The sequence below is a fragment of the Cupriavidus sp. DF5525 genome, assembly GCF_040149425.2.
In the GTDB taxonomy this organism is placed as follows: Bacteria; Pseudomonadota; Gammaproteobacteria; order Burkholderiales; family Burkholderiaceae; genus Cupriavidus; species Cupriavidus pickettii_A.
Genome location: NZ_CP168265.1, coordinates 2,031,542 through 2,056,768 on the forward strand (window position 1 = coordinate 2,031,542; position 25,227 = coordinate 2,056,768).

General features: G+C 60.9%; 24 protein-coding genes and 3 pseudogenes. 17 read left to right on the forward strand and 10 right to left on the reverse strand.

What is annotated here, in order from left to right:
* Positions 1-12: 12 nt before the first annotated feature.
* Both ABNX08_RS09640 and ABNX08_RS09645 read right to left on the reverse strand, forming a co-directional pair.
* On the reverse strand, positions 13-792 hold the full coding sequence (locus ABNX08_RS09640; protein WP_022534984.1) for an enoyl-CoA hydratase-related protein: 780 nt from the start codon (positions 790-792) through the stop codon (positions 13-15).
* Positions 793-805: 13 nt separating this feature from the next.
* On the reverse strand, positions 806-1,966 hold the full coding sequence (locus ABNX08_RS09645; protein ID WP_374063660.1) for a CaiB/BaiF CoA transferase family protein: 1,161 nt from the start codon (positions 1,964-1,966) through the stop codon (positions 806-808).
* 515 nt (positions 1,967-2,481) lie between these two features.
* On the opposite strand from ABNX08_RS09645, the gene ABNX08_RS09650 reads away from it, so the two are divergent.
* The 8 genes from ABNX08_RS09650 (at position 2,482) to ABNX08_RS09685 (ending at position 9,956) form a co-directional block, all read left to right on the forward strand.
* Positions 2,482-3,477 carry a Bug family tripartite tricarboxylate transporter substrate binding protein gene (locus ABNX08_RS09650; protein WP_374063661.1) on the forward strand — a complete coding sequence of 332 codons (996 nt, stop codon included), beginning with the start codon at positions 2,482-2,484 and terminating at the stop codon, positions 3,475-3,477.
* Positions 3,478-3,490: 13 nt separating this feature from the next.
* Positions 3,491-4,021, forward strand: a complete 531-nt coding sequence (locus ABNX08_RS09655; protein ID WP_022534987.1) for a hypothetical protein — start codon at positions 3,491-3,493, stop codon at positions 4,019-4,021.
* An 88-nt stretch (positions 4,022-4,109) separates the two neighbouring features.
* The gene (locus tag ABNX08_RS09660) at positions 4,110-4,814 is read left to right on the forward strand and encodes a hypothetical protein (RefSeq protein ID WP_022534988.1); all 705 of its coding nucleotides are present in this window, start codon (positions 4,110-4,112) and stop codon (positions 4,812-4,814) included.
* 14 nt (positions 4,815-4,828) lie between these two features.
* On the forward strand, positions 4,829-6,337 hold the full coding sequence (locus ABNX08_RS09665) for an FAD-dependent oxidoreductase (protein ID WP_374063662.1): 1,509 nt from the start codon (positions 4,829-4,831) through the stop codon (positions 6,335-6,337).
* A gap of 1 nt (position 6,338) precedes the next feature.
* On the forward strand, positions 6,339-7,040 hold the full coding sequence (locus tag ABNX08_RS09670; protein ID WP_022534990.1) for an aspartate/glutamate racemase family protein: 702 nt from the start codon (positions 6,339-6,341) through the stop codon (positions 7,038-7,040).
* Between the two features lie 137 nt (positions 7,041-7,177).
* Positions 7,178-8,716 (forward strand): 3-hydroxyacyl-CoA dehydrogenase, encoded by a 1,539-nt coding sequence (locus tag ABNX08_RS09675; protein WP_051369731.1) that lies wholly within the window; start codon positions 7,178-7,180, stop codon positions 8,714-8,716.
* Positions 8,717-8,725: 9 nt separating this feature from the next.
* Positions 8,726-9,352 carry a hypothetical protein gene (locus ABNX08_RS09680; RefSeq protein WP_349606968.1) on the forward strand — a complete coding sequence of 209 codons (627 nt, stop codon included), beginning with the start codon at positions 8,726-8,728 and terminating at the stop codon, positions 9,350-9,352.
* A 379-nt stretch (positions 9,353-9,731) separates the two neighbouring features.
* Positions 9,732-9,956 (forward strand): helix-turn-helix transcriptional regulator, encoded by a 225-nt coding sequence (locus ABNX08_RS09685; protein WP_022534993.1) that lies wholly within the window; start codon positions 9,732-9,734, stop codon positions 9,954-9,956.
* A 257-nt stretch (positions 9,957-10,213) separates the two neighbouring features.
* Here the strand turns inward: ABNX08_RS09685 and bluB are convergent, their stop codons facing one another.
* Both bluB and ABNX08_RS09695 read right to left on the reverse strand, forming a co-directional pair.
* The gene (gene bluB, locus ABNX08_RS09690) at positions 10,214-10,888 is read right to left on the reverse strand and encodes a 5,6-dimethylbenzimidazole synthase (protein ID WP_041681037.1); all 675 of its coding nucleotides are present in this window, start codon (positions 10,886-10,888) and stop codon (positions 10,214-10,216) included.
* Between the two features lie 109 nt (positions 10,889-10,997).
* On the reverse strand, positions 10,998-12,236 hold the full coding sequence (locus tag ABNX08_RS09695) for a tyrosine-type recombinase/integrase (protein WP_022534995.1): 1,239 nt from the start codon (positions 12,234-12,236) through the stop codon (positions 10,998-11,000).
* Between the two features lie 138 nt (positions 12,237-12,374).
* Between ABNX08_RS09695 and ABNX08_RS09700 the strand changes: the two genes are divergently transcribed.
* Both ABNX08_RS09700 and ABNX08_RS09705 read left to right on the forward strand, forming a co-directional pair.
* Positions 12,375-13,550 (forward strand): DNA-binding protein, encoded by a 1,176-nt coding sequence (locus tag ABNX08_RS09700; RefSeq protein WP_349606971.1) that lies wholly within the window; start codon positions 12,375-12,377, stop codon positions 13,548-13,550.
* An 81-nt stretch (positions 13,551-13,631) separates the two neighbouring features.
* A complete protein-coding gene (locus ABNX08_RS09705; RefSeq protein ID WP_349607003.1) occupies positions 13,632-14,270 on the forward strand; it encodes a hypothetical protein in 639 nt (212 codons plus the stop codon).
* A gap of 39 nt (positions 14,271-14,309) precedes the next feature.
* Here the strand turns inward: ABNX08_RS09705 and ABNX08_RS09710 are convergent.
* A pseudogene (locus tag ABNX08_RS09710) lies at positions 14,310-14,453 on the reverse strand (IS110 family transposase); the annotation flags it as partial.
* Between ABNX08_RS09710 and ABNX08_RS09715 the strand changes: the two are divergent.
* Positions 14,400-14,705: a hypothetical protein gene (locus ABNX08_RS09715; protein WP_349607005.1), complete on the forward strand. Its 306-nt coding sequence runs from the start codon at positions 14,400-14,402 to the stop codon at positions 14,703-14,705. The pseudogene ABNX08_RS09710 and the gene ABNX08_RS09715 sit on opposite strands and share 54 nt — an antisense overlap.
* Before the next feature lie 240 nt (positions 14,706-14,945).
* Entirely contained in the window at positions 14,946-15,629 is a 684-nt protein-coding gene (locus tag ABNX08_RS09720) for a hypothetical protein (protein WP_349606972.1), read from the forward strand.
* Between the two features lie 688 nt (positions 15,630-16,317).
* On the opposite strand, the gene ABNX08_RS09725 is transcribed toward ABNX08_RS09720, so the two are convergent.
* Positions 16,318-17,232, reverse strand: a complete 915-nt coding sequence (locus tag ABNX08_RS09725; protein WP_349606973.1) for a hypothetical protein — start codon at positions 17,230-17,232, stop codon at positions 16,318-16,320.
* 355 nt (positions 17,233-17,587) lie between these two features.
* Between ABNX08_RS09725 and ABNX08_RS09730 the strand changes: the two are divergent.
* Positions 17,588-18,493 (forward strand): annotated as a pseudogene (locus ABNX08_RS09730) (IS110 family transposase); the annotation flags it as partial.
* Between the two features lie 330 nt (positions 18,494-18,823).
* On the opposite strand, the gene ABNX08_RS09735 reads toward ABNX08_RS09730, so the two are convergent.
* Complete coding sequence (locus ABNX08_RS09735; protein WP_349606975.1) at positions 18,824-20,968, reverse strand: P-loop NTPase fold protein; 2,145 nt, start codon at positions 20,966-20,968, stop codon at positions 18,824-18,826.
* A 569-nt stretch (positions 20,969-21,537) separates the two neighbouring features.
* Here ABNX08_RS09735 and ABNX08_RS09740 point away from each other — a divergent pair.
* Positions 21,538-21,660: a hypothetical protein gene (locus ABNX08_RS09740; RefSeq protein WP_374063663.1), complete on the forward strand. Its 123-nt coding sequence runs from the start codon at positions 21,538-21,540 to the stop codon at positions 21,658-21,660.
* Between the two features lie 66 nt (positions 21,661-21,726).
* On the opposite strand, the gene ABNX08_RS09745 is transcribed toward ABNX08_RS09740, so the two are convergent.
* Positions 21,727-22,092, reverse strand: a complete 366-nt coding sequence (locus tag ABNX08_RS09745) for a hypothetical protein (protein ID WP_349606978.1) — start codon at positions 22,090-22,092, stop codon at positions 21,727-21,729.
* Between the two features lie 298 nt (positions 22,093-22,390).
* Entirely contained in the window at positions 22,391-22,945 is a 555-nt protein-coding gene (locus ABNX08_RS09750) for a hypothetical protein (protein WP_349606980.1), read from the reverse strand.
* A 258-nt stretch (positions 22,946-23,203) separates the two neighbouring features.
* Between ABNX08_RS09750 and ABNX08_RS09755 the strand changes: the two genes are divergently transcribed.
* Positions 23,204-23,446 carry a hypothetical protein gene (locus tag ABNX08_RS09755; protein ID WP_349606982.1) on the forward strand — a complete coding sequence of 81 codons (243 nt, stop codon included), beginning with the start codon at positions 23,204-23,206 and terminating at the stop codon, positions 23,444-23,446.
* A 182-nt stretch (positions 23,447-23,628) separates the two neighbouring features.
* On the opposite strand, the gene ABNX08_RS09760 is transcribed toward ABNX08_RS09755, so the two are convergent.
* Positions 23,629-23,847: a hypothetical protein gene (locus ABNX08_RS09760; protein WP_349606985.1), complete on the reverse strand. Its 219-nt coding sequence runs from the start codon at positions 23,845-23,847 to the stop codon at positions 23,629-23,631.
* Positions 23,848-24,252: 405 nt separating this feature from the next.
* Here ABNX08_RS09760 and ABNX08_RS09765 point away from each other — a divergent pair.
* A pseudogene (locus tag ABNX08_RS09765) lies at positions 24,253-24,534 on the forward strand (KfrA protein); the annotation flags it as partial.
* A gap of 55 nt (positions 24,535-24,589) precedes the next feature.
* Entirely contained in the window at positions 24,590-25,198 is a 609-nt protein-coding gene (locus tag ABNX08_RS09770; RefSeq protein WP_349606989.1) for a plasmid pRiA4b ORF-3 family protein, read from the forward strand.
* Positions 25,199-25,227: the final 29 nt, after the last annotated feature.

The following is a 25,227-nucleotide window of genomic DNA, read 5'->3' on the forward strand; positions in this document are numbered from 1 at the left end:
TCACCGGGGGCATCAATGGCCGAACTTCGATGGGTCCGGCTTGCGGCGCTCGGCAAAGGAAGCAGCGAGTTCGTCATGTTCGCTGGAATCCAGATAGCCACGCAGCAGCAGGTCATGCGCCATGCGGGATAGGCCGCTGACGCCGCCGTGGCGGGCGTTGAAGGCGCTTTTCAGCGAGGCCAGTGCGAAGGCACCGCGTTCGGCAACTTCGAGGGCATATTCCCGCGTGGCAGCCGCCAACTGGTCGTCGGGGACCACGCGGTTGATCAAGCCAATTCCCAGCGCCTCGCGCGCGGTGATCTTGGGATTGCAGTACCAGATGTCCTTTGCGCGCTTCTTTCCGACCAGGTCTTCCAGGTACCAGGTGCCATAGCCGGCATCGAAGCTGCCCACCATCGGGCCGACCTGGCGGAAGACCGCGGATTCCTTGGCGATGGTCAGGTCGCAAACCACCTGCAGCACGTTGCCCCCGCCCACGGCGAAGCCGTTCACCGAGGCAATCACCGGCTTTTGCAGCCGATCGATGCTTTCATACATCTCCAGCGTCGGCAGCACGCCGGCATAGAGCGTCGTGTCCTGCATGCCGTCCTTGCGACCGCCGGTGCAGAAGAACTTGTCGCCCGCACCTGTGATCACGATGACACGAGTCCGCGTCTCGCGCCGGATCTCATTGATGCAATCACGGATCTCATGGCACATGGTCTCGGTGAACATGTTGCCGTCCTGGGGGCGATTCAGCGTGATGGTGCCGACCGGACCGTCTTCCTTATATAGGATTTCGGAATAGGGCATTTTTGTCTCCTGGTTAGACGATTTCTGAGTCGATGAGGCCCGCGACGCAAGTCGCGGACATGGATAGTTCTTCCCTGAGAATGTGTTCGGTGTCTTGCCCCAGCGCCGGCGGCGGCGTACGGAAGACCGCGCTGGCGCCGTCGAAGCGAATCCCCAGGCCTACCTGGGGGACCAGGCCTGCCGAGCCCTGGGCGGCGAAGAACATGCCGTCCTCGCGCAGCGGGTTGTCGTTGGCCAGCTGATCGATGCTGTTGATCGGACCGGACGGAATCCGATGCTGTGCAAACAGCGACAACCAGTGCTGGCGCGGCTGCGTGGCCAGCAGTTCGGTGATGACCTGAACGATGGCGTGGCGCGCTGTGCGCCGTTCGGCATTGGTCGCGAATTGCGGTTGCTGGCCGTAGTCCGGGCGGCCCACCGCGGCCCAGAAGCGCTGCCAGATCGCATCGTTGCCAAGCCCGAGCGTAATCGGGTAGTCCGCGGTATCGAACACCTGATAGATGGCGATGACCGAATCGGTTCCCCCTGAGCGGTTGGGCGGCTCTCCCGAGCCGAGGTAAGGCACAATCCGCGGTGACATGAAGCGGGCCATGGTTGCCACCATGGAAATGTCGATCTGTTTGCCAGCGCCGGTGCGGGCGCGTTCGAACAGGGCGGCCAGCGTAGCCATGGCGATATCTTGCCCAGCGAGCAGATCGGCAGCGGGAGTCCCTACCTTCTGCGCAGGGCGATCCGCCTCGCCGGTCAGATGCATCACACCAGAGTAGCCTTCGGCAATCAGGTCATAGCACGGCAGTTCTGCTCGATCTCCCTGCAAGCCGAAGCCCGTCACCGACACATGGATCAGCCGTGGGTTGAGGCCGCTCAGTGTGGTGTAGTCGAGGCCGAGCTTGTCCTGTACGCGCTGAGAAGTGTTCATTACCACCACGTCGACGCTGCGCACCAGATCGTGCGCCACGCGCCGACCCTCCGGCCGCGTCAGGTCGATGGTCATGCTGCGCTTGTTTCGATTCATGCTCAGGAACCAAAGCGACTCGCCATCGAGGAACGGCGGACCCCAGCTGCGCGTGTCATCGCCGCCGTGGCGCTTCTCTACCTTGATCACATCCGCGCCCAGGTCGGCTAGCAGCAACGTGCCGTACGGGCCAGCCACCGAGGTTGTGAAATCCAGCACGCGGATGCCCTGCAGGCACGAGAGGCCGGCACTTGGGGCTTGGAATGGAAGTGTCTTGAGTGTGTCCATTTCGGATTGGAGCAATGCAAGGGGGCCTCCATACTGCAAGGCAAGGTATCAAGTGCCCAGCGGCTGGCGGGCGACGATCACCGGATCGTGCATGCCATGAATGGGCCGGAGCGGGTGTTCGAAGTGTGTCCGCTCCGGCGGATCGCGGCAATTTGACATTGGTTAAGCAGTGCTTTTAGCCGACCAAAAACAAGGCTCGGTTTGAGGCCTCGCTACCGGGAGCGCGTGCAGCCGTGTGTAGGGGATCTGGGCATCTGGCGTATGTGCGGCTTACGCTTTGCTTTGGATAGCTAAAAGCACCGCTTTGCTAATCTCAAATTGCCGCCTTCAGGGGACCAGCGCAAACTATCGTCAAGTCGCCACCCAGGTGGCTCTCGCGTTGCGCCAGGCAGTTCCGTTATCCGCCTGCCTGTACTCGAAAGAATTTGCACAAGGAAACGGGCTGCATGCGCGCCCGAACTAAGGAGACGACGGTGCGTAAGATTTTTCAGGTTTTCGCAGCAAGCCTGGCCTTGCTGGCGCTCAGCCCGGCACTACAGGCCCAGGGCTACCCCCAGAAGCCTATCCGGTGGATCGTTCCATGGCCGGCTGGCGGCGGCGCCGATATCGTGGCACGACTGATGAGCACCAAGTTGGGCGAGGTTCTGGGACAGCCCGTCATCGTCGACAACCGTGCCGGTGCTGCAGGCAATATCGGCGCCCAGGTTGCCGCACAGTCCGCGCCGGATGGATACACCATCGTCTTTGCGTACTCCGGCACGCACGCCGTGAATCCGCATCTCTATAAGAAGATGTCATTCAAGGAAAGCGACTTTGTGCCGGTCATCCTGCTCACGTCGGTACCGCAGGTGTTGGTGGTCAACTCCACCGTGTCAGCAAAAAATGTGAAGGAGTTGGTTGCCATTGCCAAAGCCCGGCCGGGCTCCATCAACTACGCGTCCAGCGGCAACGGGTCGATCAATCACCTGGCCGGTGAGATGTTCGCGCGCATGGCTGACATCCAGCTGCTCCATGTGCCATACAAAGGCGGCGGGCCGGCATCCACCGCGCTTCTGGCGGGTGAGGTGAACATGATTTTCGGTGAGCCGGGAACGGTGATACCGCTGATCAAGCAGGGGAGAGTGCACGCGCTTGCCGTATCAAGCCGAAAGCGAGCCACCAGTCTCCCTGACGTGCCGACCATTGCGGAGGCCGGCCTTCCTGGCTACGACGTCACCTCGTGGAACGGCGTGCTTGCGCCCGCAGGCACGCCCGCGGAAATCATCATCCGCCTGAACCAGGCCTTCAATCGCGTCTTGGCTATGCCTGAAGTTCGCCAGGCAATGCTGGAACGAGGCTACGAACCGGTGGGCGGAGAGCCCGGCCAGTTTGGCAAGCACATTCAGCAAGAGCTTGCGAAATGGGGCCCAATCGTCAAGCGCATCGGCCTGCAGATCGACTGAGGGTGCCAAAGCCATGATCTTCATGAGTCAGAGCGGGCTGACAGACCTCGGCCGCAAGGCCGAATGGGACCGCTGGTACGAGGAGCATCTGCGCATCATGGTCACGGTTCCCGGGATCCACTCGGCGCAGCGCTTCGAGACCAACCATCCTGATTGGCCGCCATCGTTGGCGATGTACACGGTTGCGTCGGCCGCTGTCTTTGAAGACCGCTATTACCAACAGGTCAGAGGCATGGGCGGCTGGCTTCCACTGATCGACAAGCGTTTCTATCGTCGAACGCTGTTCGATGGATTGCAGCAGGCCCCGTTGGTCAAGAAGGCCGCGGTGTTGGTAGTGACGGACCAGGAGCAACACCGGGGAGTCCTGCAAGGGCTTCGATTCCTGTGGCCGGACGCCGTTGGCCTGGACCAGGCGACGCCATGCCGCGGCATAGCCGTGGTTGCCTGTGACAGCGCCCAGTCCTTGGTCGGGCGTCGTGACGTCGCTGTCTACCAGCCCTCGACACCACAGTACACAGCACAGGCGAAACGCCAATGCCAATGAGCGGGAGCTCCGGCAGATTCTCGTGTGGTTGCGATGCAGGCGAACGCCTGCAACGGACCGTAGCACTCCACCCGAAGGGAAGAGAAACATGTTGAAAACACCTGTCATGCTGACTATCTGGACCGACATCGCGCCACAGGATCGCGACGAATGTGACAGGTGGTATATCGAGAAGCACATTGCCGAGCGCATGGGTGTGCCGGGGTGGCTAAGGGCGCGGCGCTTCACTGCGGCCACGCCAGACACAAATCCCCAAACCTTGGCCCTTTACGAGATCGCCAGCGTTGAGGACCTGCTGTCTGATCATTACCTGTCGCTGCAGCGCAATGTGGATGCACAGGACCAACGGATGCGTGCGGCGTTCCGCAATGTCGCGCGGGCCTCGCTGCTGCTGACCCACAGCATCGGTCCTGGCGACGGCGGCGTGCTTGTATCCGCGCGCTTCTGCGCACCACAGGACGCACATGATCGCGCCTGTGCACGCAAGCTGCTCGTCGAAAGCGTGATGCCGCGCTTGGCCAGCATGACAGGTGTGACAGGCGTGCACTTGCTTACCGCATCACAGGAACTTCGGGCGCGCCAGGACCTGCATCGGAAGTCCGGCGCCGACGACGCGCCGGTCGACTGGGTCCTGTTGCTGGAGGCCACGGAGGAAGACCGGGCAGATGCGGCCTGTCATCAGTTGCTGGAGGACAAGAACGCTGCCGAGGTCGGCCTCGGTGATGCCGTCACAGGCACCTACCGTCTGATGTACGCGGCCACGAACACCGCATCGATCGGGCAAGGGATTTGAAAATGACAACGAAAATGGTCACTGACGTACTGGTCATCGGAGCAGGAGGGGCCGGTCTGGCCGCCGCCTACGAAGCCGCGAAGATCGGGCGTAATGTGGTGATACTGGAGAAGAACCCACAGCCCGGCGGCTCCACGTCCTGGTCTGTCGGCTCCGTCACGGCAACCAACACGCCGCATCAACGCAGCGCGGGCATCCAGGACAGTGCCGACGCGCACTTCGAGGACCTGGCGCTGCACGCTGGCGCACTGGCTCCGCGCGACAACCTGAAATTGCGGCGGATTCTGGTCGACCACAGCAGCGACATGCTGCAGTGGCTGATCAACTTGGGCGTGGTGTTTGTCGGGCCTCAGGAGGAACCTCCGCATCGTGTGGCACGTATGCACAACGTGGTGCCCAATTCCAAATCCTTTGCTTACCACCTGACCCGGCACTGCAAGGCCATGGGGGTGGATATCCTGGTGAACACCCGTACAAGTGGCTTCATTGTCGAGGACGGCCGTGTGATCGGTGTCCAGGCCGAAGGGCCTGACGGTCGCAAGCGTCGAATCGTCGCCCGGCATGGCGTTGTCCTGGCCTCTGGTGACTACAGCGGTGCGGAGGATCTCAAGCGCAGTCTGGCGTCAGAGGCGGTCGTTCCGGTCGAGCCGGTCAACCCGACGGCGACCGGCGACGGCCATCGCATGGCGCTGGCAATCGGCGCCCGCATCATCAACGGCGACATCGTCCGCGGGCCAATCATGCGATTTATCCCGCCTACCCGACGCAATCTCGTGCAGCGGCTGCCTCCGGCCAGCGCTATCGCCCGGCCCATCGCCTGGGCCATGAAGCATCTTCCCCAGAAGGTGCTACGGCCCTTCCTGATGAGTTTCCTGACCACCGCGCTGGGTCCTTCGCCGGATCTGCTGCGCCAGGGCGGCATTCTGATCAACCAGCAGGGACGTCGCTTCACCGATGAACTGGGAGCGCCCGCAGCCGATGTCGCGCGCCAGCCCAACAAGGTCGCATGGATCGTCATGGACGAGGCGATGGCCAGCAAGTTCAAGCAGTGGCCATTCTTTGTCTCGACCGCTCCGGGCGTGGCCTACGCGTATTTGAAGGACTACGAGCGCAACCGGCCGGACATATTCCACCGCGCCAGCACCCTGGAAGGCCTGGCCGACAGTATGGGGGTGCCTGCAACTGCGCTGCGTGATGCTGTCAAGAACTACAACGCCTCGCCGGAGAGAGGTGGCCGGCCAGCATTAAATACAGGGCCCTACTACGCGCTGGGTCCCATCAAGAGCTACGTGGTGTTCACCGACGGGGGCCTGCTCGTGAGCGAGCGGCTGGAAGTGCTGGACGGCAACGACGCACCTATCCCGGGGCTGTACGCCGCCGGATCGGCCGGGCAAGGCGGGCTACTGCTCGAAGGTCATGGACACCATCTCGGCTGGGCTTTCGTGTCGGGCCGAATTGCGGGGCGCAATGCAGCATCCTCGCCAGCAACCACTACTGTTTCATCCACTCCAGTGAGTATCTGAAATGAGCCGAATCGGTCTGTTCGTACCGTCGTCCAACACCACCGTCGAACCGGAGTTCTATCGCGCGCTGCCGCCGCATGTCACCCTGCATGTGGCGAGGCTGTACCTGACGCAGATCGCGACGGACTCCATTGAGAACGTCGTGCGTGATATTGAAACCCAGGCTCGCAACCTGAGCAGCGCGGATGTCGACGTTTTGGTGCTTGGCGCAACGGCTCCAAGTTTTCTCAAAGGATTGGGCTATGACCGCGAGGTCACCCGGCGCATCGAAGAGGCTTCGGGAAAGCCAGCCACCACGACCTCCACGGCGTTGGTGGACGCCTTGCACCATATGGGCATAGCCCGGGTCGCACTGGGTGCTGCCTATGACGATCGCGTAAACGGCATTGCCAAAGGCTTTTTGGAGGCAAGCGGCTTCGAAGTTGTCCATGCCAAAGGTCTCGGCCTTGTCGACAACCTGGTCGTCGGACGTCTGGAGGCCAGCAGCGCGCGAGACCTGGCACGCGAAATCGACAGGCCGGAGGCTCAGGCTATCGTTCTGGCCTGCACCAACTGGAAGACGATGGACGTACTCGCGGAATTGGAGCAGGAGCTGGGCAAGCCGGTCATCTCCACCACGCAGGTCAGCATTTGGGCCGCGTTGCGGATGATTGGCGAGAAGGAGGCCATCGAAGGGTACGGATCCCTGCTGCGCACAATGTAAATGCGATTTTTGGCCGGATAGCCGCGCCGCGTTGGCGTGGGCGGCCGTCCCCCGTCGCCTTCTGCGAGCCGGCCTCACCTGAATGCCTTCGACGTCCCCCTCGAATCGTTGCCGCAACGCCTTCCTCAAAAACACCAATGAACGCATCTTCCACCCCCGACTCCGGAATCCATGTCTTGGGCATCGTGGGCACCGGCGCCATGGGCCGCGGCATCGCGCAGATTGCCGCCCAGGCTGGCCTGACCGTCAACCTGTACGACGCCAACCCGCAAGCTGTGGCCGCCGCCCGCCAGCACCTGCAGGACACGCTGGCCAAGCTCGCCGACAAGGGCAAGATCAGCGCAGCCGATGCCGAGGCCACGCTGGCCCGCGTCAAGCCCTGCGGCGCGGTCGAAGACCTGGCTGGCTGCGACATGGTGCTGGAAGCCATCGTCGAGAAGCTGGAGGTCAAGCGCGACCTGATCGCAAGGCTCGAAGCCGTGCTGCGTGAAGACGCCATCATTGCCTCGAACACGTCTTCGCTGTCGATCACCGCGATCGCCGTGGGTGCCAAGCACCCAGGCCGGATCGCCGGCTACCACTTCTTCAACCCCGTGCCGCTGATGAAGGTGGTCGAGGTCATCGACGGCCTGTCGGGCAACCCGGCGGTGGGCGACGCGCTGATGGCGCTGTCGCGCCGCATGGGCCATACGCCGGTGCGCTGCAAGGACATGCCGGGCTTTATCGTCAATCATGCCGGCCGCGGCATGAATATCGAAGGCCTGAAGGTGGCGCAGGAAGGCGTGGCCGAGTTTGCCGACATCGACAACATCATGCGCGAGCAGGCCGGTTTCCGCATGGGGCCGTTCGAGCTGATGGACCTGACTGGGCTGGACGTGTCGCACCCGGTGATGGAATCGATCTACAACCAGTTCTACCAGGAACCGCGCTACCGTCCCTCGCCGATCACGGCGATCCGCTCGGTCGGCGGACTGGTCGGCCGCAAGGCTGGCGCCGGTTTCTATTCCTACGCCGATGGCCAGAAGCAGGTGCCCGCCGCTGCCGTGGTGCCTAGCGCCCGCCCGTCGAGCGTCTGGGTCAGCCACGAGAGCGAGCGCGGCCACGCGATGGTGACCAAGCTGCTGGGCGCGCTGGGCGTGACCCCGGAAGGTGGCAACAAGCCGTCGGCCGACGCGCTGATCATCGTCACGCCGCTGGGCCTGGACGCCACCACCAGCGCGCTGCAACAGGGCCTGGACCCGGCCCGCACCGTCGCCATCGACACGCTGCTGCCGTTCGAGGCCACCAAGCGCCGCACGCTGATGACCACGCCGGCCACCAGCGCCGCTGCGCGTGACGCCGCGCACGGCCTCTTTGCCAGCGACGGCGTGCCGGTCACGCTGATCCGCGACTCGGCCGGCTTTGTCGCGCAGCGCGTGCTCTGCTGCATCATCAATATCGCCAGCGATATCGCGCAGCAGCGCATCGCCACGCCGGCCGACATTGACCTCGCCGTCAACCTGGGCCTGGGCTACCCCAAGGGCCCGCTGGCGCTCGGCGACGCGGTCTGCCCGCAGCTGGTGCTGGAGACCCTGCGCAATATGGAAGCGCTGACCGGCGACATGCGCTACCGCCCGAGCCCGTGGCTGTGGCGCCGTGCTGGTCTCGGCATGTCGCTCTTGATGGACGAGGCTTGATACGCCGCCTTGGCACCGATGACCAAGTACGCAGTGCAGCCAGAGGCCGCTCTCCGTTCGATCATCCTCCAATCGCCAGCGTACGCGCGTGTCCATCTGCGCGGACTGCGCTTTCCGTTCCCCGTGGTTGCAGAGGTCATCGAAGGCGATTGTGAGCTAAACGTGCCGGGTCAGATGCGGGCAAACCAGGACAGTGTGTTGCACTCGATCCGGCCGCTCGAATCGCCACGCCTTGTGCTGGCGGAGCGGGCCCGCGTAGCGTTCCGCCAGCTACCCGGCCAGCCGGTGCAGTCTGATGCAAGAGAGCGTCCACACAAGCCGATCGCATGCATCGTGGCGCTCGCCGTGTTCCAGTCACCGCAAAAGCCGTGGCGGCTCGCAACGGCCTCGCGAGAGCTCCGCATCGATCACCCCGGGCGACTGTCCCGAACGTTGATGAGTGAAGGCGAAAGCTTCGTCGACCTGGTGGCGACGCAGCGCCTGATGCGCGCGCTGTTCGACCTGGCTGAAGGGGACTGCCAAGCCGCGAGGGCCGGATTCTATGGCTTCCCGGATCGCGCTCGGCTTGAAGATGCAATTTTTGATCGCTTCGGGGTGGACCCTTCATTGCTGCATCGCCTACTGAACATCCGCTAGCAAAGTCGAGCAACCTGCCATTGACGGCCAGTAGCGACGACTTGGCGGCCGACCGCCTTGCTACTGGTCCTCGTGCCGAGGGAGTCCGTCGGAGGAGCCGCGCAAACCAGCCCGCCTTCCGGAACAGCAGAACGCACAGAACAGAGATGACGCCTGTCACGAGAGTCGCAGAGCATGCAGCCGTCTCCCTCGGAATATGACAGCCGTCAGGGATAGATAATTTCACCATCATGAAATAACCTGGCCAGCAGACTCCGTGCTGACTTGACTGGGCCTCCATGCCACGACCGCTCCCTATCTGACTCCTTTTTCGCGGGCGACAATTCACACCATTCACCAGTTGGGCGACCGCATTCGAGCAACCCGCGCAGGGGAAGGGATGCCCATTGAGCAGGCAGCGAGGCATTGCGGGATCTCCATCGGCATGCTGTCCAAGCTGGAGAACGGCAAGGGCGTCAATCTCGAGCACGCCCTGCGTGTGATGGACGGACTAGGTTTGACGATGCTGGTCGTTCCCAAGGCGCATGCGCCTTTGCTCGAACAGGCAGCGGCCCAGATCGGCGAGGATGCGACCAGGGAACAGCATGCCTGGCGGGACGAGTAGTGCCGCGATCAGGATGGGCGTTATTCTCGGATACGGTCCTCGATCGGTGCGGAAATGCCATTGGCTTGGCGTGCGGATGTGCCTTCCGCTTTGCTGAGGGGTATCGTCCCGATTCGGCTTGGTGACGACGGCTTCGACGGTTTGGGTCGCGCCGTTGGCGTACGCCTCGCTTACAGTTGCTGCGCACGTTTTGCATCCTCCGGTCGGACGTGCCCGGTCTCCAGGCCGGCCAGATCCCTAAGACCACAATTGCCGGATCAATAATCAGCCCAGGCGATTGGGGGGCTGGGGTTGGTCCAGCCATTCTCGAACACCATCTCGTCCAGGGATTGCCGTCTGGCCCAGCCTTCCTGTTCCAGCATCGGCTTCTCATAGAAGGTTTCGACCTGGCCGAGGCACAGCACAGCCACTGGCCGGGCACCGGGCGGCAGCCGCAGCAGTCGGCCAAGCTGTTCAGGGTCGAACAAGGAAACCCAGCCCACGCCGATTCCTTCCGCGCGCGCAGCAAGCCAGAGGTTCTGGATGGCGCAGGCCACCGAAGCGAGGTCCATGTCCGGCATGGTGCGCCGACCGAAGATATGCCGCTCACGTCCATCCATCAGCGCTGCCACCAGGACTTCCCCGCAGTCCAGGACGCCCTCCACCTTGAGTCGCATGAACTCGTCCTGGCGTTCGCCCAGGGCGAACGCGGTGCGCTGGCGTTCGGCATCGACCAGAGCCTGGACCTGCGTTCTCAGGCTCCTGTCAGTGATGCGGATGAAGCGCCAGGGTTGCATGAAGCCGACGCTGGGGCCGAGATGCGCCGCGTGCAACAAGCGTTCTAGCAATGCAGGATCGAGCGGGTCCGGCCGAAAGTGGCGCATGTCGCGACGCTCCCGGATGACGCGATAGACGGCGGCAATTTCACTGTCGCTGTAGCAATAAGGGTTCATGGCTTGATTAACGCGGCGGTGGCGCTTGGGCTGGAGGGAAAGTAGCAATGGAGGTTTGCCGTGACGATCGATAGCTTTGCCCTGTGCGTTTTGCCGATGCTGGCTCATCCTAGGACTTGCTGGTCCAACCGATGCGGTGCCGCTCTTGGGTGGCCTGATGCCGCGCATCCTCTTCGCTGTGCAGGTAGCCGCTGGTGGTGGCGATCGAGGCATGGCCAAAATTGTCCCGCACAAAGCGCAGGTCGACCTGCTGGTCGGTCATGTGTGAGCCGGCGGTGTGGCGCAGCCAGTGGGCCGAGGCGCTGGCCAGGACATCGGCCTGCGCCTTCCATTCGGGCCCGCGCGACCGCAGGCGCCCGGCCGCCATGCCGAACACCTCCTTCAAAATCAGGTGCAGCGCCCCGCGCGACAGGGCCTTGTCGCGACCCGTCTCACGGCCGATGACGGGCAGCAGCAGCGGGCGCGTTTCCCCAGGCTGCGGGGTCGGCGCCAGGCCGTGGGCGCGGCGGTAGCGCGCCAGTTCGGCGATCAGCTCGTCGGAGGCCGGCACCAGCCGGGCCTTGTTGCCTTTGCCGGTCACCTCCAGCCACCAGCGCTCGATGCCCTGGGCATCGCGCCGGCAGAAGAACGCCCCCATGGGGGTGCCCGTCACCTCGGCGGCCCGCAGCCCGCCCAGGTAGAGCACCGTCAGCACCCAGCGGCAGCGCGCGGCATGCAGGCGCTCGCGCTCGGTGTCCACCGGCATCGCCTCGACGGTTTCCTTGACGGTCGCCCACAGCTCGTGACTGAGGTAGCGCGTGATCCGTGGCCGGCTGGGGGCGCGTCGGCGCCGGGCCAGCGCGAGCGGGTTGCCGGCCAGGTAGCCGGCTTCGGTCAGCCAGGCGAAGAGCGCGTTCAGGATCACCATCGCGTGGCGCACGCTGGCGGGCGACAGCGGCCCGGCAAACGGGCGCCAGTCCGGATGACTGCGCGCGAGTTTCTTGCTGCCGGCCAACACCCAGCGCGCGGCCGGCTGCGGGTCGGCCAGGAAGCGTTCATAAACGAGCAGGTCTTCGTGAGTCAGTGAAGACAGTGGCTTGCCGAGTTGCAGCACGCCCCACAGGATCAGTCGCTCCACCTCGCGGCGGTAGGCAGGGAGCGTCGCCGCGCTGTCGGCATAGCGCGCCAGCCACGCGGTGACGGCGGCCAGGTCGTCGGTCGCGGCAATGCGGGTGGCCGAGGCCGGTGCGCGGTTGCTGCCGTCGCGCCCGGACAGTGCCGGCGGCAGCCGCAGCTGCTCCAGCGGCGTGGGCAGGGCGGCGACGAGGCCGGGCGTCGGCGGGGAGGGCGGATGGGCGGGGGATTCCAAGGTCGAGTCAGCGTGGGGAGGCGGTTCGAGCCCATATTATAGACATAAGCGCAGTTATGTCTAAAGTTTTGCCAAGAAAATTGGATATATGTCGTATTACGTAGTAATATTTGTCATAACTTTTCCGTTTTTCTCCCGATGGCCGCTGCCGACCTGGATCTGACCGACACTGCGCTACAGGCCGACTTGGCCGAGTTGCGCGGGCGCTTTCCCGAAACCCGCGCGCTCTACCGCGAGGTGTGCGGCCTGCTGTTCTTCCGCTACGGCGTCACGCCCACCGCCAACAAGCTCTACAGCCTGGTGCGCAAGGGCAGCATGGGCACGCCCGCCGAGGTGCTGCAGGCGTTCTGGCAGGAGTTGCGCGGGCGCACGCGCGTGACCATCGACCATCCCGACTTGCCGGAGGCGTTGAAGGAGATTGCGGCCGGGGCGGTGCAGACCATCTGGCAGGCGGCCAACGAGGCCGCCACCGGCGAGCTGGCCACGCTGCGCGCCGAGGCCCGCCATGCGGCCAGCGTCGCCGAGGCCGAGCGCGATGCCGCGCACGCCGAGACCGCGCTTGCGCGCGAGGAAGCCGCGGCGCTCGTCGCGCAACTGGACGCCGCGCGCCAAACCATCGAGGAGGTTCAGGCGACGCTGGCCGCGGAACTGCAGGCGCACGCGGCGACCCAGGCGCGGCTGGAAGCGGGGCGGGCGGAGCTGGACGCCGCCGGCCGGCAGCTGGCGGTACTGCGCACCCAATTCTCGACGGAGCTGGAACGGGCGCGCGAGGCGGTGACGCTCGCGCAGGAACGCGCCGAAGCCAGCGAGCGGCGCAGCTTGCGCGAACTGGACCACGAGCGCACCGCGCGTCAGAAGAGCGAGCGCACGGCCGAAGAGTTGCGTACGGAACTGGCGGCGGCACGCAGCGAGGCGCGCGATGCCGCGGTGGCGCAGGCGGAGGGTCGCGCGAAGCTGGAAGCGCAGGCCGCGGCCCTGGCTGATCGGCTCGCGGCCACCGAGCAGGCGCAGCGCAAGGCGGCGAGCGACCTGGAGGCCGTACAGGCGGAACTCGCGGCGGCACAGCGTCGGGCCGAGCGGGGCGAAGCGGAAGCGGCGCTCGCGCGCCAGCTGCTGGCCACCTTGCGCGTCGCGCCGCCCGAACGCGACGGCGGTGGCAGTGGTGGAAGGCGGCGCAAGGCCGGCAGTCCGCCGGCGACCGCGCCGGAAGACCACGGGAAAGAGCCGGGCAGCGACCAGGGGGCGGCGGCGCTGCCTGACAATCAGGACGATGGCAACGCCAGCAGTGACGGCAGCGATGACAGCAAAGACTGAGCGGGCGGACGCGATCCGCCGGATCCAGGCGCAGATGGACGACTACGGGCAATCCCCCAACCTTGCATCACATAAACGCCGATGGGTAAGTTCGAACGACACGCAAGAGACAAGGTCTCACCGTCCATGGGATTAGGAAGCGTCTGCACGTGCAGTGACTTCAAGAAGGAGAACGAATTGGCCCCAGAGCAAGTGGTTGAACCCGTTGTCGCGAGCAATGCGACGGACGGACTTGGTCAGATGGAGCTTCCCATCGCTGAGGCGATGCGCGACGCGGATCTCGTCATTGGTGAAGCCAGTGATGCGTGCGTCGGTAGTGGCAGCGTTGACACTCAGACCCGACGCTTGGACTTCTGGTCGACAAGCCGGGATAGCGGCCCGACGGCGACCGTGTCATATCGGCGCCGGCGGCCTTACACAGCCCCGGACGCTTCAACGGAAGACGTGGCACCGGAAGAATCGATGGAAGCCACCGCCTCGGAAGCGTTGACTGAATCTGACGCGCCGGAAGCGCCCATTGAAGCCATGCCCTCGGAAGCGACCACTGAAGCCGTGGCCGAAGCTCCGGCTGAAGTCCTGGCCACGGACGAACCGGCGGAAGCTGCCGCCCAGGACGGGGTAATCGTCCTTTCCGCGCAAATTGATACGGTTGAAGGGAAAATGGCCCGCTATATCAATGACTTGCGAAAATCCCGCAGTGCTATTTTTCCTATGCCGTAAGTCGTTGGTGGCATTGGAGATTTCGCATTTCAACGTATCAATCTGCACGGAAAGCACGAACACCCCCTCCAGGAGCGAGCCACGCGAGACCTTCGCTCGATGCAAAGGCCGTCCGCGGCGGTCGGCGCCATGGAGCTGGAACACATGTTTGGCGAGATCGATGCCGAGGATGTCGATTTCCATGATGAACCTCCACGTGTCAGGTTAGGCAGACAGTGTCCCCCGAAGGGAGGCGCCGGGTCCATCTCAGTAAAATCTGGCGGTAAGAAACGAATTACCTTTACAAATCAAAGCGTTAAGAAATCATCAAGTTCACCAGCAGAGAAAAGCGCATCTCTTGGTCTGCTCTTCTCTAAGTGGAGGGTCATTGCCAACCCATTGATTTCAATGAGTTTCTTGCCAATGTTATCGGGAGAACAAATTGACCACAAGTGATGATTCGCACTCTCGATTGAGATGACAACTGAAACGGATATTGCGCCGCTTACGCTTTACTGCTAACACGCATGAAGGTCTGTGGGGTCGTCCAGAACCCCGCATTCGATTAACCTGCAATGTATCCATTGTTTCCTCCCGTAGTGCTAGTGAGGCTATCGGGCATATGGAGCATTGAATACACCAGTCACCGGCGTTACCGTAAATACAAATGCAATGACAGGTAACCTGGAGAAGAAAATGAGGGACCCGCTCGCCAACTTCGACTGGCCTTCACTGTACCGTCGATACGATGAGACTTGCCGAGGTTACCGTTCATATTCAAGCTTGCTCGCAGTCTTTGGGTCACGCCCGCCTGCCAGTGATAGGGCGCTCTACTACGAATTAATCAACCGCTTCTCTCCGGCTGAGAGCTTTTCATGCGTCAAACCATTGGGGATCTACGAGGCGCTTCTCTACTGGAAGCTTTACTCACAAGGTAGGGCGATAAAAAATATTGGAAAGTGGATAGGAAATAATGCAGATGAGCGGCAGCGCATCCAAGAAGACCTTATTGCTTTGTTCGGCTCTCTTCCCTCGGTACTTCACAGGGATGTTAAAGAGATACTTTCCATTATTAGGATGTTCGACGAGTTTGAAATTCCTGTAATGAAAAATCTAACAGCGCTTCCTGTTAGAACCACTTTTCTTCATTTTTTATACCCATCAATAGTCCCAATCTTCGATCAGTACGTTTTGAAGGCAGTGGGGGCATGGAAGGATAACGCCAATCACAATATCCAGGCACTGGAAAAATATTTGCCGCACGCCTGGATGCTTTCCGACAAGTATGCGAATCAGGCTACGGCCTTTCGGGAAACCTCGCTTCGGATAATCGATATGGCGCTGTGGGTGGCTCGTGGACGTCAGATCGAGAGTTGTTAGGAGCAGCTCAGGGGGCTGTGGGGCTGCTGCTCGGGGTGATCGTCCTTTTGCTGCGGATTGATACGGTGACCGTCCGGAAAGCCGCTCCGCAGCAAGGCTTTCCGACTTCCCCTTTATCGAGAATTTCGACTCTGTCGCAAGTCGTTGATTCAAAAGAGCTGGGAGCGCGATCGTATCAATTTACAGCAAAAGGACGATCACCCCATGATATGGGCGCTTCTGGCCCATGGCCGGCAGTATCAGAAGGATTACATCAGCGTGAAGCCGGGTTGAGAGGTAAGCACCACGTTGGAGATTAGCGTTCTTACAGGGTGAAACGTCGAAGGTTGCGTTGGTAATCGAGTGTGATGACAAGTCAGGTAGGACCGGGACCTGCTAAGCCTGTGGGGTGATACGAGCCTTGAGCTCGCTGTACGAATGAGGCGCAGGTCAGCGTATTTCATAGGGGCCAGCAGCGGCGATACCGGCTGCAAGAGGGCCGAATATAGAGCTGCAGCCCATCCTGTCAGTGTCTGAACAAGCGAAAACCTGGCGCAAACGGGACGCGTTCATATAGATCACCCCCGATAGCGACCAACTTCCGCTTCGCAGCGAAATGTCGCGATGGGCCAACAAGAGACTCATGCACCGCACAAAAACGTCGGTGTGGCCCCCTTCCAACTTCTCGAGAATCTGAAGTGGCGATAGACTAGCTGATCGCCAGCTCCATTCGCTCGCAGTAGAAGCCTGCGACCAGACGCGTCAGCCCCGAGGTGGGGTCGGGCAGGGTCTCGTCCAACCGGAAGATTCCGAGATTGAAAAAGGTGATCGTCGCGACCACCTGCGTCAAATTCGCGCTGAGCAATTCGAGGGTGCCTGTCTTCTCGTCCATCGGCGTGGAATGGCCTTCGATCACCATGGTGCGATAGAAGTCGCGCCAGGTCGCTCCCGAAACCGGGCTGAGCTCGATCTGGAGGTCGGGAAATTCGACCAGGTTCGCCTGCGGCTTCACCGTGAACGAATCGATCTTGATGACCTTGGTGCAGTCGAGGCCGGGGATGCTGAGCCGGAAATTGGACACGAGCGACGGTGCCGGCGGCCGTGGCACGGCTGGCAGCGTCGCCGGTGGCGCCACGTCACTTGTCTGTTGCGGCGCAAGACGAACCGTCATGATGGCGGGGTCGTGCGATGTACCGTCGAGCGTCGGAACAGTCGCCTCCGCGACGAGCGCCCTGACGAACTTGCGCCTGGACACCGGTCGGCCACTGACATCGGCGGCGATCAGCGCGCCATTCGCTTGCGGACGTGTGCCCTTCCAGGCGTTCCCGACCAAGTCGAACAGCGGTCGCGCGCTATTGAAGGCGGCTTCGATCGCAATCGGCTCGAACCGGGTACCGGAGAGATGTTTTCCCCGGAATGCGCTCATGGTGGGAGGATCATTGACGACGACGCCCACGGCAGCGCCGCCCTCGATGGAATTGACGGGGATGGACTGGCCCGCGAGCTCGAGCCGGAAGCTCCGCGTCGATGCTGCGCCGCTCGTGGCGGATGGTTCTGCGGATATCTTTGCGGCCTTCTTTGCGGCCTTCTTCGCGTACGGCTTTGCAGACCTCTTTGTGGGCACGGCACTCTCCCTTGACGTTGTATCGAACGGAGGTCGGGTATTTTAATGCCTCCCGCCGGGCGATTGCTTCTCCAAAGGTCGCGACTTCGCCGTCTGGCCTTGTACCAAAACAGATCTCGACCGGAGAGACCGCAGCATCCTGGGCAAGATACCCAGGTCCGCGCCAGCCAGCAAGGGGTGTTCGTGCTTTCCGTGCAGATTGATACGTTGAAATGCGAAATCTCCAATGCCACCAACGACTTACGGCATAGGAAAAATAGCACTGCGGGATTTTCGCAAGTCATTGATATAGCGGGCCATTTTCCCTTCAACCGTATCAATTTGCGCGGAAAGGACGATTACCCCTGGAGGGGCCGTGCGCACACTGAAGCCGGGGATGGTCGTCATGGAAGCCTGCAGCACCGCCCATCACTGGGCGCGGCGCTTCCATTCGCTTGGCATTGAGGTTCGGCTGATCAGCCCGCAGTATGTGTCGCCCTTCGTCAAGACCAACAAGAACGATCGCAACGATGCCGAGGCAATTGTTGAGGCCGCCAGCCGGCCTGCCATGCGCTTCGTTGCGATCAAATCGGTCGAGCAACAGGACATCCAAGCCGCACACCGGATGCGCGCCATCCTGATCAGACACCGGACCGTCATGATCAACCAGATGCGTGGTCTGCTCGGCGAGCGTGGACTCACGATTTCGCGCTCACCAGAGGCGTTCAAGCGGGCAATCCCGGACCTACTCAGCAAGAGCGCCGACGAACTGACGTCATTCTGCCAGACGCTGCTGACTGAACTGCTGCAGCACCTGCAGGCGATCGAGGAGCGAGTCCACTTGATAGAATCATCGATCCAGTCGTTCATGAAGCAATCTGTGCTGTGCAAGAAGATCGCGCAAGTGCCTGGCATCGGCCCGATTACCGCCACGGCCATGGTCGCCGCCGTCGGCGACGCCAAGCAATTCAGGAACGGCCGGCATCTGGCGGCCTGGCTCGGCCTAGTGCCACGCCAGTACTCTTCGGGAGGCAAACCTCGACTGCACGGCATCAGCCGGCGCGGCGACACATACTTACGGACTCTGCTCATTCACGGCGCACGAGCGGTCCTGCGTTACTCAACCCAAAAAACTGATCCCCAGAGCGTCTGGCTGCAGCAGCTGATCGCGCGGCGCGGGCACAACTGCGCGGCGGTCGCGCTGGCCAACAAGAACGCGCGCGTCATCCAGGCACTGCTGAGCAGTGACTCGAGCTATATGGTCCGCACTGCGGCAGCGTAACTTCTGGGCTTGCTTGCAAGGAGGAAAAATACCCACGCTGGTTTGCGGAGCTTCTCAAAGCGATGACGAAATTGGTTGAACCAGCATCCTAAAGCCTGATTTTCGTGCCGGCGGCCCTTGTCAGGGCACGCCGCGATTTTGCTAAGGACAGGATGCGCGGATCTCATCGAGGCTGCGGGCATGCTTCGGCAAGAGCCCACTAGGCAAGCCGGATACATGCATGCAGACCGTTTCGACATCACGAACAAGAAGCTTGCAAAAGGCGTCGGGTCCATACATGCACGGAAAGTACGACAATGACGTTTCGAATCGGTGTCCATCCGCAACGCATCAGTCTCGTGCGTATGTTCCGTCTACTCCATAGATAGACTTATCTTCATCGATTGCTCGCCAAGCCGCCAGCGCAGGCAGCTGCGGATTTTGTTTGAGACGCTCCTTCGCATGACTCTTGAGCTTCTCGATTGAGCAGTAGGCTTCAATTCTGGTATGGTCCTCCGGTAACGAGTAGATCTGTCCATTCGTCGAGTCATAGCTGTATGCGCACATTGCCAGTACGAACCCATCCAGCGAGGGATCCACACTCTTCATAGCCGAAAACACGTTCGGGCACACACTTGGCTTTGCTATAGCTAGCCTTGACAGTATGAATCCGGGATTGCAGGTGGTGAGCAACCGGGCAGCACGGGCTGCTTGTAAGACGTTCTCCGCCAGTTCGGACTCCAGTCGCTCCTTATCTTCCGGCGCACAGTACAGCTTGTCCGAGTCCTTCGTGTCATAGAGGTAGCTGCCAGCGAATAGCTCCATTGCGACGGTAAGTCCCTGGGGATTGGTAGCCACCTCAGCTGCAATTTTCGACTCATTGCCAAGGGCAGTGGCTCTTACAATCGAGGTGATGGCGCGAAACGCAACATCTTCGACCCTAATGCTGAAGAAGCTGGGGCGCGACTTGGCCCGCGTGGAAAACGGCTCTGCATCCGCCAAGTTCGCCAGATTCAGACATAGGGCTTCCACGTCGGAAATTCCTGAGCCAACAGTGGACTCGGCCACGTCGCCGAGACACTCAAGAAACTCGACACAGTTCACCCCTGAAAGCGAGCCAGCGATTGAGTCTCTTTGCTTGGGGTGCATCAAATAGCGACGTGCTTGAACGAAGCTGACATCGGCGCCGCTGACATGTAGTTGGAGTGCTACCAGAAGTCTCGACGGGGCTGCGAGATGTCCTTCAACGTCGCTGACTGTGCCCAGGGAGCTTTCATCATCTGCGCTTGCCGTGAGGGGAAAAATTCGGTGGACCAGCCTTCGGACCGCGGACGGGTAGCTACTTTTATTAAATGCGTCCTTCCTCCATTTGGACCCTTCCTTGAGCATGTCGGCTGCCGTGACAAAAGGGTTGTGACGGCCCGGAAGTGTGCCGACAAACCATTGAGGCTCCTTTCGCATGAGATCGTAGACCTCCGGTGCTTTCACCATGATTGCGGCAAGACCGATAATGTCGGCTAACACCACCTCGCCGCGAAGGGCCGGCTCAATGATTGCCACGGTATTGAAGACCCGAGCATAGTCTCTCGGCTGCTCCAATATCTCGCGAAGCCCGGAGAAGTATAAGAGCTGTAAGCGATCCTCGGAGTTCGGGAAGTGGCGAATGCTGGCATCAGGATGGAGGCGGGCGAGCGCCTCGTTGATAAGGGCAGCACGCGCCTGGAGTCCTATAGCAGGAAGCGGCAATCGAACCTGCACGATTTTGTCGAGGTACGTCGTAGACTGGGGTACGTTGGCCGACTTGAGCGCGTTACCAACGTACTGCGGATCCCATGCAAGAACGTATCCCACATTTGGCAGGTCGCCGACCGCTTTCACAATACGTATCATCTCGAAGGCCTCGAGCGGAAAAAGCCTGTCAATGTCATCGACAAAGACGATGATGGAGCGCTTGAAGCGGCGTAAGGCTTTCTCAACTTTCAGCTTCTTAGCTTCGATATCGGGCGTCTTGTAGTCGGATACGGATTCAACTGCGTCTCCGGCCGCTGCGACCACGGACTTCACTAGGGAAGCCCACGGCTCGGCACCCGGAACCAACTTGATGAAATCGAAGACCTTACTGTACGCTTTCAGTTCCCGAGCAACCTTCTTGCCGGCAGCAGCATGGTCGGTAAGCTCAACTTCGTTGGAAATTTTGGAGAGGAAGTTGCGCAGTAGTGCGTCTCGGTCACCAACAAGCCACGGATTGAAATGCACGATTACCGGAGCGGGCTCTTGTGCTCGGAGCAACGCTTCGATCATTGCGAGCGTTGACGTCTTGCCGCTACCCCATGCGCCGTCAACCGATAACACGAAGCCAGTTGCCGAGTTGACCCGATTCAACGCCGTAACTGCAGCTTCGGCATAGCCTTGACGGCCCAGCTTGTCTTTCTTTAACGCTTCCTCCCATCGCAATGGGTGGTCAAAGCCAAGTTCTACTTCATCCTTCGTAGTCATGCATATTTCCCGATTCATGTGACATACGGCAGCAGTCGACCGAGGAGGGGGCTATATATCTCCCCCCACATGGCGCCTGACCGGTGGGGCGTCCAAGGCCTCGCTCTCGTAGAGGAAGGTATTACGCTTTCCCGCATGTCGGGCAAAGTTTGATGATATTTTCTTTAAATTTATGCAAATATGGAATCCATATTTGCATGTTTTCGGCATTATGGCCAGCATCGAACGAACTGCCTATCCTCGTCTCTAGACGACCCGTTGCGGTCATCGTGTCTGGCGAAGAGCAGTCATTCAGCCAGGGGGCTCGCTGGGGGTATAGCTTGCGGATACGGCCGTGCGACCCACCCCATCCAACGAACGGGAGCACTGGTCAACACTACCGTGGTCGTGAAGGCGATGGGGCACGCAGGCCACGTTCAAAAGGACGTTGGGCAACGGAAGGGGCAATCTCGATCAAACTCGGAGCGGACAACTACATTAATCGCATCGTCGCGTTCATTGAAAGCAAATCAGGCTCGGGCCGATTCGACGCCATTGTAGGGAGCCACCTTCGATTCGTCGGCGAGCGTTTGGATAGCGTCTTCGAGGCCGCGCAGATGGGTCCGCACGCCACGGTTGATACGGAGAAGGCTGACAGCTATGTCGTCTATACCTATGTTGTGGTGGGCCACGTACTGATCTTGCTTACCTAAGCCCGTTCTACTGAGCGCTCGCGGTCCGTGCGGTCACGCTTCCCTTCCCATGCCCGATATCGCACCCTACCTCTGCCGGCTAGGCCTCTTACCTTGCTCGATCTGAAGTTTCCCGTACATCAGCAATGATTGGAAATAGAGCGGCTCTGTTGGCGATTTGGCGCACTCTTTATCGAGGATCGCCTCGATAACGCTGGATGCCGGCAAGTTGATGATTTGATCCGCCGTCCGCCCCGCATTCATGCCGGAAAGGAAGCCCTGGACCCAGACGACTGCCGACAATTCGTAAAGCCTATCCTGCTCCCTTCGCGCCTTGATCCAATCTCCGCAAGAACTATCTTGCGCCCCGAGGCCAACAATAACAACTGGGTCTTGCGCGAACGCGCCGCTCATTGCAAAAACCGTCACGGCGGCTGCAACAATCTTACTCATTTTCGCTCCTCGGCAACGTTTCTTGCATTGTGCTCCCCAAACCGAACGAGTTAGGTTCTGCACCGTAATGACGAAACGAAATTGTTTAAGCATAGTAGTTGAACTGGATGCTCGAAGGGCCGCATTTTGGCGCGACATCGAGGGTCCGCTTGTGGCCGGGAGGCGCCTGATCGAACCCGAATTCCACTACGCTGGCGTCGGCCGGCAGCAGCCGACCCTTCTGCGTCGCTCATGATCAGTTCGCTGAACGACTGTAGGTGAAATTACAACGCTCATGCGCCGTTTGCAGATTCGTGAGTTACTCCGCGACCAACACACGTAGCTGCCGGAGATCGCTGGTCTTTACGGCTTGCACAAAACCGTTACGCCGATCGCCATGCTGGCACGCGATGAAAATGTCTGCCAGGTAATCGTCGAGGCGACGTCCCGATTCAATGCTGAGCGGCGGCCCCCAAATGCCTTTCCGTACGATCGGCATTGTGTTCGTCCCTGTTGGCGCTTCCAACCCGATGAAGTGCTTGGTCTTCTGGGCCATCAGTCCGCACTGTCGGAGGAAGTTATCCTGCTGGTTTTGAGGTAGTGAGTCGATGCCCGAGCCCTTTGCCTGCCCAAGCACAGCCTTGCTTACGCCAGATGTCGACTCTAGAACAATTGCAAAATCTGCTCCAAATTCCGATTCGGCAGAGCTCGGCCCCCGATCGTTTACCACAGATGTTCTCAGCCATGACGACCCAATTTGGATCTGCATGCCCGCAAGTTTCCCCATGAGTGCCGCAACATAGGCGGGCTCCTGCTGAAAAGCTAAACGGGAGAGTTGCCGGCACGCCAACTCGACCTGTAGGCGAAACTGCATTCGGACCTCTTCGTTCGAGTCGCGCTGTAGCTCTGTTTGCATAGGGCAATTTTCACCCGTTCAGAAGTTCAGTTGAACAGTCGACCGCACAAGGCACGAGCTGGCGCCCCTTGGCGCGCGACGTGAACCGTTGCGATGCGATTTGTCGGATCGATACTTGCGACTCGGACACGATTCCCGAGCCGAAGACGGACAGCTTCTCCGGCGTACTAATCACGCTGCCGGCTCCAAGAGTCAAGTTGCCACAAGGAGTACAACATGGGTGCGGACCGTGACCTCATCGGCGAAACCATGTTAGCAAATCTCTTCTCGAAGTCGGCTCCGAAACTGGTCAAAGTGAAAGCCCAGTTCGTATGGGGTCCTGACAGTAAGACCAAAGGTGCTCCACAGCTGCGTTTAGTGAAAGGAATGCAGACTCTGCTTTTCCATTTATCACCAGATCAAACTCGACCCCTTGCATTGAAGGGGTATCAATTACACGCCAGGAGTTCGGGCGTATGAACACTCGCATTTCGGTCGTCGGAAGTTTTGACGTATCGGAGCCCGGCTATCTTGGAGTCCTAGCATGGGGAATTAATGCAGAATCTCTGAGCTAAGAGGGAAGCCATCTTGGCGAATGCGTTGCGATTCTCGACCCATGTACGCGCCCCACCTTGGTCCTAGAGCGTGTAGATCAGTACAGGTCAGAATCGATTGGTCGTGCGACGCGGGGTATATTTGATCGCCTCGGCGACAATCGCTTGCCAGTATAGGCGGGCCGCAGGGTAGTTTGGGAACGTAACAGGGTCATCGGAGACTACCGTCATCCCCAACTCGGTCACGGTGTATTCGGTTTCGTCTCGGTTGACCGTAATGGTCAGGGCGTAGCCCTCGTGCTTGAATTCGGACAGCAGTTTTGCCATGAGGAAGGAGAGTAATGTTAGCGCAGCCGGCTAGCTACAATGTGATGCTGCAATTGACGCCATTGTAGCCAAGAACAAGTTGGGCACAACGAGAGAGCCACGTCCGGAAGGCTAGGAAGCCTAGCCGGAAGCCAGAACTGCAGCCGTTAAAGGGGGCGAGGGATAAAGCCGAAAATGACGCATATGCCCAGAAGTAATAAAGAACGCGGCTTTTATGTCTGAGTACGGCCTGTCGTCGGTGCGACCCTACGAGGTCGGCTGGTTGGGTTCCTGCCGGCCATTGTCGACAGCACCGCGCGGCAACTTGCGAAGCATGCCGAGAGGCTGGCATACGACCAAGATAGAGGGGTGGCCGTGATTCGAAAATATCTGAAGCTTCAGATATTTTCGAATCACGGCCGGCCCTCGACCGCGCGCCAGCAGAGCGAGCGCGCGGCCGAAGCGTTGCGCGGCGAACTGGGGGCGGCGCGCAGCGAGGCCCGCAACGCGGCCGTGGCGCAGGCCGAGGTCCGGGCCCGACTCGAAGCCCAGGCCGCGGCGCTCACTGAGCGGCTCGCCAGCGCCGAGCAGGCGCAGCGCAAAGCGGCGCACGACCTGGACGCGGTGCAGGCGGAGTTGGGCGCGGCGCAGCGCCGGGCCGAACGGGCCGAGGCCGAAGCGGCGCTGGCGGGAGAGCGCGCCAAAACGGGGGCTGACGGCCGGACCGCTACTGAGAGGCCAATGAGGCACCTACAATGCGCGCATGGCTTCCGATCCTGGGCCGGCGATCTCCGTCCTTCAACTTCGAATTGCTCTGCGCGGCCTGAGCCCGTCGGTTTGGCGACGCGTCCTCGTTCCCGAGCACTTGACGCTCCGGCGATTGCACAATGTCATCCAGGTCGTCATGGGCTGGGCCGACGAACATCTGCACACGTTCAGTATTCGTGGCAGGCGTTACGGCGAAGCTCATGAGGGCGTCTTGCAGTTCTGCACAGTCGCCAGCGAACTGCCGCTGACCGCGTTTCATCTCCGAGAACACGAAGGCTTCGTCTATGTGTATGACTTCAACGCGTGGTGGCGCCACGAGATACGCATGGAGCGGCGTATGCTGCGGCAACAGCCTGGCCAGTTGCCCCGTTGCGTGGCGGGTTGCGGGCCATGCCCGCCCGAGGACATTGGCGGAATCGAGAGGTATCTGGAGGACAGGGACGAACACAGTGAATATGAGTTCGTCGATTGGATCGAGTCGCTGCGCGAAGGGCCAATCGTGCTGGAAGACCTGCGCGACGAGGTCGATAGGTGGCTGATTTGGCTGGATCGTCGCTTTGATCGTCGGATCGTCAATGATCGGTTGCGAGAGCTCGAGGGGTAGACTGGTCGCCGCAGCTTCAAAGGGAGGAG

Excerpts from the sequence above, each read along its gene's own strand:
- ABNX08_RS09750 (WP_349606980.1), bottom strand. The coding sequence starts at position 22,945 with ATGCAGTTTCGCCTACAGGTCGAGTTGGCGTGCCGGCAACTCTCCCGT.
- ABNX08_RS09700 (WP_349606971.1), top strand. The coding sequence starts at position 12,375 with ATGGCCGCTGCCGACCTGGATCTGACCGACACTGCGCTACAGGCCGAC.
- ABNX08_RS09760 (WP_349606985.1), bottom strand. The coding sequence starts at position 23,847 with ATGGCAAAACTGCTGTCCGAATTCAAGCACGAGGGCTACGCCCTGACC.
- ABNX08_RS09675 (WP_051369731.1), top strand. The coding sequence starts at position 7,178 with ATGAACGCATCTTCCACCCCCGACTCCGGAATCCATGTCTTGGGCATC.
- ABNX08_RS09755 (WP_349606982.1), top strand. The coding sequence starts at position 23,204 with ATGGGTGCGGACCGTGACCTCATCGGCGAAACCATGTTAGCAAATCTC.
- ABNX08_RS09660 (WP_022534988.1), top strand. The coding sequence starts at position 4,110 with ATGTTGAAAACACCTGTCATGCTGACTATCTGGACCGACATCGCGCCA.
- ABNX08_RS09720 (WP_349606972.1), top strand. The coding sequence starts at position 14,946 with ATGAGGGACCCGCTCGCCAACTTCGACTGGCCTTCACTGTACCGTCGA.
- ABNX08_RS09715 (WP_349607005.1), top strand. The coding sequence starts at position 14,400 with ATGGAGCTGGAACACATGTTTGGCGAGATCGATGCCGAGGATGTCGAT.
- ABNX08_RS09685 (WP_022534993.1), top strand. The coding sequence starts at position 9,732 with ATGCCCATTGAGCAGGCAGCGAGGCATTGCGGGATCTCCATCGGCATG.
- ABNX08_RS09735 (WP_349606975.1), bottom strand. The coding sequence starts at position 20,968 with ATGACTACGAAGGATGAAGTAGAACTTGGCTTTGACCACCCATTGCGA.
- ABNX08_RS09705 (WP_349607003.1), top strand. The coding sequence starts at position 13,632 with ATGGGTAAGTTCGAACGACACGCAAGAGACAAGGTCTCACCGTCCATG.
- ABNX08_RS09640 (WP_022534984.1), bottom strand. The coding sequence starts at position 792 with ATGCCCTATTCCGAAATCCTATATAAGGAAGACGGTCCGGTCGGCACC.
- ABNX08_RS09650 (WP_374063661.1), top strand. The coding sequence starts at position 2,482 with ATGCGCGCCCGAACTAAGGAGACGACGGTGCGTAAGATTTTTCAGGTT.
- bluB (WP_041681037.1), bottom strand. The coding sequence starts at position 10,888 with ATGAACCCTTATTGCTACAGCGACAGTGAAATTGCCGCCGTCTATCGC.
- ABNX08_RS09655 (WP_022534987.1), top strand. The coding sequence starts at position 3,491 with ATGATCTTCATGAGTCAGAGCGGGCTGACAGACCTCGGCCGCAAGGCC.
- ABNX08_RS09770 (WP_349606989.1), top strand. The coding sequence starts at position 24,590 with ATGGCTTCCGATCCTGGGCCGGCGATCTCCGTCCTTCAACTTCGAATT.
- ABNX08_RS09670 (WP_022534990.1), top strand. The coding sequence starts at position 6,339 with ATGAGCCGAATCGGTCTGTTCGTACCGTCGTCCAACACCACCGTCGAA.
- ABNX08_RS09665 (WP_374063662.1), top strand. The coding sequence starts at position 4,829 with ATGGTCACTGACGTACTGGTCATCGGAGCAGGAGGGGCCGGTCTGGCC.
- ABNX08_RS09745 (WP_349606978.1), bottom strand. The coding sequence starts at position 22,092 with ATGAGTAAGATTGTTGCAGCCGCCGTGACGGTTTTTGCAATGAGCGGC.